Below are 6,228 nucleotides of genomic sequence, written 5' to 3' on the forward strand. Positions count from 1 at the left end.
TCATCTCCGGCTATTGCGTCTTGGCCGCAAGATGCTCGGCGTGCTGCTGGTGGCCCTGGAAGATCTTGAGGCCGGTCTCAAGCAGCGCCTTCAGCTCGGCATTGCTGGCGGATGGGATGAGGGTGTCCTTGAGGGCCGTATTCACCGTCTTGTGATAGGCAACCTCGTTCTCGATGTAGGCTTTGTCGAACGCGGCGCCCGACAGCTTGGCGAGCTCGGCGTGCTTCGCGTCGGCCTGATCGAGGAGGGCTTTGCTGGTATCGTTGTCCTCAGGCGTCACGTCGAGCTTCTTGACCAGTGCCAGGGCCTTCTCGTTCACCGCCTTGTGGTCGCGCAGCATGTCGTTGGCGAAAGCGCGGACGTGCTCCGTCTTCGATTTCTCAAGCGCCTGCTGGGCGGCTTTGATATCGATCTCGCCCGCCGTGTAGGCGATATGCGCGATTTGCGCATTGCTCGGCTTGTCTGCGGCAAGCGCGATCCCGGCCGAGAGCAGGAATCCCGCAATGAGCGCCGTGGCTGATAAGGTCCACATATCAATCTCCGTGCTGGGGGCACCGAAGGGTGTCCGTGCTGAAGTCACGAAGATTGGATGCAGCCTATGCTGAAAGGTTCCCGCCTTGCAGCCCAAGGCGCGCCAGGACGGTGTCGGCGATCCGTTGGCAGCGCACGCCGTCGAACGGAAAGACGTGCGGGAACTGCGATCCCAAATGCTCCTCGAGTACAGCCCGCAGCATCTGCCGCGCGCGATGCAGGCGCGTTTTCACGGTCTCCGCCTTCAGCCCGAAGGCGTCGGCCGTCTCTTCCGTGCTCATGCCCTCGATCGTTCTTGCGACCAGGACCGTCCTGAATTCCTGCGGCAGCGCGTCGATGGCCTGCTCCACAAGCACACAGATCTCGCGTTGAGCCATGGTGATCTCCGGATCGGGCAAGGGCGCATGGAGGGGGAACGGGATGACCTCCGCGAGCGCCTGCAAATCGCCTGGAGCCTTGGCCTCAAGTTGATGGGTCTTGTGGTGACGCAGGCGCTGCAGCGCCTCGTTGACCACGATCCGCGTCAGCCACGTTGCCAGACTGGCTTCGCCTCGATAGCCATTGAGCGCAGAGAATGCACGCACATAGGCGTCCTGCAGGACATCCTCAGCCTCCGCGTCGTTCCCGACCACGCTACGCGCCACCCGGTACAGCCTGCGATTGTACCTCTGGATCAGAGCCCGAACCGCAGCCTCATTCCTGTCCAAGGCACCGGCGATGAGTTCGGCGTCTGCCCACCCATCGACGGCCTCGATACGCAAATTCTCCATGAGCTGGCTCCAAGCAGCGCAACGTCACCGATTCGATGCAGGCGGCGGAGAAAGGTTCCCGCGTCCGACAACGCCCGGAAAACTCAGAATACCCGAAAGAAGACACCAAAGGTTGCGTGAGGATGCCTGCATCGCTTTTGTCGAGCCGGGCTACCGATGGAGTTGGTCGACATAGCCGTCGAGGGACACGTTCATTCCAAAGGCGATCTTCGCCAAGCTGTAAATCTCCACCCGGGATCTTCAGAATAGTGCGCCGACGCCGCCCGGAATTGAGGTTTGGGCACAACTGCGAGCCGCTTGGTCAGTATAACGAGGTCCGCTCCTGACCCGGAGCGGAAGTTGGGTCTGTTGCGCTGTCGCTGCAGAATGTTATCCGCATCCGATCATGCAGATGGTGGCTCTAGGAATCCAAGATCGCGGTCAGCATCACGGGCTCTCGTAGCGGCAAGCGGCAGCGAACTTGGTAGCCCACTCAAGCGCGGCGGCGTGTGATGACACGTCGATAATCACGAACCGCCGATGCGCGTTCTAGCGAACAAAACCAAAAGCACAATGCACACGGACTCCGCACGATCAGATTCATCGCGTGCACCGGGCTTCGCCGCAACGAAGCCGCAAATCTGCGCTGGAGCAAGGCAGACCGAGACGGGCGTTGCCTCGGACTTGGTGAGGCATAAACAGGATCTTCCACCCTGTGCAACGCAGTCCGCGCAACTTTCGCGCCGACATTGTGAGCTTGCGGTCAGCTTACTGTAATTGTTTCAACGGCCTCAATCTGCACACCATCATCAGCAACCCAGCGCATCTTTAGCTCGCCGCTCTTCTGGGCACGGAATTTGAACTCCAGATAGGGGTTCTGTGCAATGGCCGGATGCAAATGCCACGTCATCAATAGCTCTCCCGCGAGCGAGCATTCAAATGTCTCAACAATGTTTTGAGGGATGATCTCGCTATGCGCGTTCTTGCGCCGGCCCGTTTCCATCGGATGCATGACCATCGCCTTGACGGTGACGACCGAACCCTGTTGCGGCGTCCGGTTGCTGATCCAGATACGCGGTTTTGTTGATTTCGCGGTCATGATGCTTTCCCCGATCAACCGTTGCAGCCGCCGATCGTTACGGTCACGGCCACCCGTTGGGCAAGGATTTCGCCGTCGCTCATGCGCGCCAGCGCAATGACTGTTTGCGATTCAGCAAGGCGAATGCGGGTTGTCACATGGGCCATGCCCATCGCTGGGGAGAACTTGAAGCGGCACGCCTCCGGCATGGGATTCCGGTCCGCGATCAGCAGAAATTCCTCACAGCTTCGGCCTTTGGCAACCCCGTCCTCCAACCGAAGGGTCACGGGCACGGCGTTGGCGTTCTCCGCCGCCAGCGGAATGTCGAGCACCAGCCCGGCGTTCCTTGGTGTTCTCCCGCTTGCGAACTCTTTTGCGAGCGCATCGGTTTCGGCAGGCGCGCACGTTGGTGCAATGGCAAGGGCGGCAATGGTGATGCCGCCCAACTTGAGTGTGTCGCGTCGGCTCAGATGGTTCATGTCAGCAATATCGTCTCACTGGTCCGGTCATATTGTGCTGACGGCGTAGTCGGTCAGGAAAGAAAATCACCATACATGCGCTGCGCCCATTTGTGATCTTCTTCGACCAGATCGGCCGAGCGGATGTCGATGTCGATCTGGTTCTGGCTAATCGTTCCGTCGGGCATGATTTCATAGTCGAACTGAACCGAAATCGCCTCTTTCGGTTCGCCGCTGACCATCATGTAGCACAGGTTATCCGGCAGCAAGGTTTTGACCTCCTGCCCCTTGATCCGCTGGCCGATATAGGTGGCGACGATCTTGCCGACATAATTGGCGACATGCGCGCTCTTGGGGTAATAGCCGAACTGCTTGGATACGGCTCCCATCACGTCGCCGACGAGATAGACATTTTGATCTTCCTTGGCGTGCAGCATGGTCGGATGGATCTCGGCCCATGTCGTCGGCTTGCCGTCGGCCGTCTTGCCGATCAGGTCGGCTCCCCAGACCATGTCGGCGGCCTGGTGCGACGGCATCAGGATGGCGTCGTCAAACTTTACCTCGGCCGCGGTGGTGACGATCTTTTTGTTGAAGGGATCGACCTCCTTCACCTTGGCATTCGGGATATGCTGGATGATATCCGGATACAGTTCCTCGAAAGCAGCCTTGAAACCGATACCGATCGGCATGATGCGCGGCTTCGGATCGAGAATGACGATCTTGGCCGGGATCCTGTTCTTCTTGAAATACCACGCCATCACGCAAGCGCGCTCATAGGGCGAGGGCGGGCAGCGGTGCGGCGGCGGCGGCAATGTCATCACCATGGTGCCGCCCTTGAAATTATGAATTTTGTTCTTGATCGCGACATGCTCGGCGTTCGCCGTGTAGCCGGACGGATAGGCGCGGCGGGTAAACTCGATGGCTTTCTCGTCGTTGCCGAACCATGCATCGTAACCGTTGCGGATGCCGCCCGCGACGATCAGGAAATCGTAGTCGATCTGGCCATGAGATGTTCGCACGACCTTCTTGTCGCGCTCGATCCCGGTCACCTCGGTCTGCACCAGTTCGTAGCCGTATTTGCGCGACGGGCCGATCATGTCGTGCAGCAGGTAATCGGTATTCAGTACATCGATCAGCCATTTGTTGCTCATCGGCAGCGACCAGAAGATCGGATTGCGCTCCAACACCACGACTTCCGCATCCACGCCTTGCGTGTGCAGGTGCCGGGCCGCGGACAAGCCGCCCCAGCCGCCGCCGGCGATCACAATCCTTGGCTTTTTTCCTTTCGGCTTCAGCATCGTCGTGCTGGTGATAGCGATGGGCGCGGCAAGCGCGGCTCCGCCGGCCGTAGATGCAGCGGCAGCCGATGCCGCCGTTGCCGCGAGAAACGAACGACGACTGAGCATGATCTTCCTCCTCTAAGGAATAGATGTTGTGATGTGGACCGTGGACTGCGATGGCGACCAGCGGCGCAGGGCGAGCGCGGCGCCACTCAGAATTCCGCCGCTGGCGAGTATTGACATGAATGCCAGCGTCGAGAGACCCGACAGGCCGTGTCCGATCGAGCATCCCGCCGCGAGCGCCCCGCCGATTCCCATCAACAGTCCGCCGGCCATGGCCCGAACCATCGCTTGCGGTGTGGCAAAGCCCTGTAACTTGAGTGCGCCCTGCGCAACCGCGAGCAGGAATGAGCCGAGGATGACGCCTGCGACCAGACTGACGCCGAAGTTGATGGGCTTGCCGGTCGACAGCATCAGATAAAGAAGGCTGTCCCCGACCGGGGCGATGAAACTCGCGGACGTGACCTTGGATGCTGGGTCAAACTCGTCGGCGCCCAGCGTTCCGGTGACGTACCATCCTGCGACGATGGCGCAGCCAGCCGCCGCTCCCCCGATCACCAGTCGCAAATTGTTCCGGAAGGGGGCATGGCTGAAGGAAAACCAACTCGTAACCGCAAGAACGATTCCCACGACAAGCCACGTCGCAACTGCGAGGCCGACGCCGGCGCGCTCTAAAAGAGCGGGGAGCGTGGTGGTATCGGTCTCCAGAACGAGAGCTCGCCCAGCCAAGACCCGGAGCGGCGCGAGCAGGCCGGTCAGCGTCAGATAGCCGCCGACAGCGATAGAGATCAAAACGATCAACGAGCGCAGGTTGCCGCCGCCGAGCAGAACAAGAGCCCGCGCACCGCAGCCATTGGCCATCACCATGCCGATGCCAAACAGTATTCCACCAAAAAATACCAGCAACGGCGAGAAGGAGGCACGGACATAGAGCGATTGGGACAGATCGAGCAAGCCGAGACTCTGCAACGCTTGACTGCCCAGGAGCGCAACGGCAAGGGCAAGGACAAAGGTCCGGATCGGGCGGTCGTCACCGGCATGCCACAGGCCGCGAAGACCGCGCAGCAAACACAATTCGCTCCAACGTCCGGCGACACCAAACAGGATGCCAACGGCGAACCCACCCCATAGGACGGCGCTTGCTGGTGTCATGATATCGGCCCGCTCATATAGACTGGTTTCTCATGACGGCGGGCCCCAGATGTCGCGCGTGATCGACTCGTACCAGCCTCTCGCGTAATGAGCTTCGGCTGCGCGAAATGTTTGATTGGCCTTCAACGGGCTAACACCGCCAGAATCCGGGACGGCGGTGATCTTCCCGTCAGAAACGCGATAGACGTCCGCTACGGAGATCCCGTACTCCGGCCCGAGCACGCTGTAGCAGGTATTGATCCATGACGGCTGCGACGGCTCGCGGCCGGCCAGTTCGGCGCTGATCGCGGCTGCAACCACTTTGCCCTGTGCGTTGGCGCAGAAGCCAGATTTAGGCATCGGCGCAGCAATGGTGGCATCTCCGACAACATAGATGCCTTTGAGATTACGGGACTCAAAGGTGACGGGATTGACCGGCACCCAGCCGCTATTATCAGTCACGCCTGCGGCGGCTGCGATGGCGCCGGCCTTTTGTGGCGGCACCACATTGAGAACGCCGGCTTTGTGAACCGTGCCAAACTCGGTTATTGCCTCACGACGTTCCGCATCGATTGCAATCACCAGGCCGTCGTCCGAGCGGCCGACCCACTCTATCATGTCGCCGTAAAGTGCTTTCCACCCTTCTAGAAACAGCGCTTTCTTCGAGAATGAATCTTTCGCATCGAGAATGAGAATCTTCGACTTCGGCTTTTTCGATTGGAAGTAATGCGCGATCAGGCCGACGCGCTCGTAAGGCCCCGGCGGGCAGCGGAACGGATCGTCAGGTGCGACAAGAATGAAGACCTCGCCATCGTCCATGGCGTCAAGTTGTCGCTTCAGCAGGAGGGTTTGCTCGCCGGCCTTCCAGGCATGGGGCGCCTTAAGGCTTGTGAACCGCCCCGGGTTTGCCGGAGGCTGGTTGGTTTGAGTCAGGCGGCGCG

7 protein-coding genes are annotated in these 6,228 nt (G+C 60.1%); all 7 read right to left on the bottom strand.

Features of this window, described 5'->3' with window-relative positions:
• Nucleotides 1-10: 10 nt before the first annotated feature.
• The gene (locus V7082_RS06200) at nt 11-532 is read right to left on the bottom strand and encodes a DUF4142 domain-containing protein (RefSeq protein WP_334146827.1); all 522 of its coding nucleotides are present in this window, start codon (nt 530-532) and stop codon (nt 11-13) included.
• Nucleotides 533-596: 64 nt separating this feature from the next.
• Entirely contained in the window at nt 597-1,301 is a 705-nt protein-coding gene (locus V7082_RS06205) for an RNA polymerase sigma factor (protein WP_334146829.1), read from the bottom strand.
• A gap of 742 nt (nt 1,302-2,043) precedes the next feature.
• Nucleotides 2,044-2,379 (bottom strand): thiosulfate oxidation carrier complex protein SoxZ, encoded by a 336-nt coding sequence (soxZ, locus tag V7082_RS06210; protein WP_334146831.1) that lies wholly within the window; start codon nt 2,377-2,379, stop codon nt 2,044-2,046.
• 14 nt (nt 2,380-2,393) lie between these two features.
• A complete protein-coding gene (locus V7082_RS06215) occupies nt 2,394-2,837 on the bottom strand; it encodes a thiosulfate oxidation carrier protein SoxY (RefSeq protein WP_334146833.1) in 444 nt (147 codons plus the stop codon).
• A gap of 53 nt (nt 2,838-2,890) precedes the next feature.
• Entirely contained in the window at nt 2,891-4,114 is a 1,224-nt protein-coding gene (locus V7082_RS06220) for an FAD-dependent oxidoreductase (protein WP_334146835.1), read from the bottom strand.
• Nucleotides 4,115-4,234: 120 nt separating this feature from the next.
• On the bottom strand, nt 4,235-5,308 hold the full coding sequence (locus V7082_RS06225; RefSeq protein WP_334146837.1) for a YeeE/YedE family protein: 1,074 nt from the start codon (nt 5,306-5,308) through the stop codon (nt 4,235-4,237).
• Between the two features lie 30 nt (nt 5,309-5,338).
• Nucleotides 5,339-6,228 (bottom strand): FCSD flavin-binding domain-containing protein (locus tag V7082_RS06230; RefSeq protein WP_334146839.1); only part of this gene is annotated, 890 nt, incomplete at its 5' end.

Origin of the sequence: Hyphomicrobium sp., assembly GCF_036833075.1 — a bacterium.
Lineage (GTDB): Bacteria > Pseudomonadota > Alphaproteobacteria > Rhizobiales > Hyphomicrobiaceae > Hyphomicrobium_C.

What these genes read in the sequence shown, in the direction of transcription:
- soxZ (WP_334146831.1), bottom strand. Translation starts at nt 2,379, where the DNA reads ATGACCGCGAAATCAACAAAACCGCGTATCTGGATCAGCAACCGGACG.
- V7082_RS06205 (WP_334146829.1), bottom strand. Translation starts at nt 1,301, where the DNA reads ATGGAGAATTTGCGTATCGAGGCCGTCGATGGGTGGGCAGACGCCGAA.
- V7082_RS06220 (WP_334146835.1), bottom strand. Translation starts at nt 4,114, where the DNA reads ATGCTGAAGCCGAAAGGAAAAAAGCCAAGGATTGTGATCGCCGGCGGC.
- V7082_RS06200 (WP_334146827.1), bottom strand. Translation starts at nt 532, where the DNA reads ATGTGGACCTTATCAGCCACGGCGCTCATTGCGGGATTCCTGCTCTCG.
- V7082_RS06215 (WP_334146833.1), bottom strand. Translation starts at nt 2,837, where the DNA reads ATGAACCATCTGAGCCGACGCGACACACTCAAGTTGGGCGGCATCACC.
- V7082_RS06225 (WP_334146837.1), bottom strand. Translation starts at nt 5,308, where the DNA reads ATGACACCAGCAAGCGCCGTCCTATGGGGTGGGTTCGCCGTTGGCATC.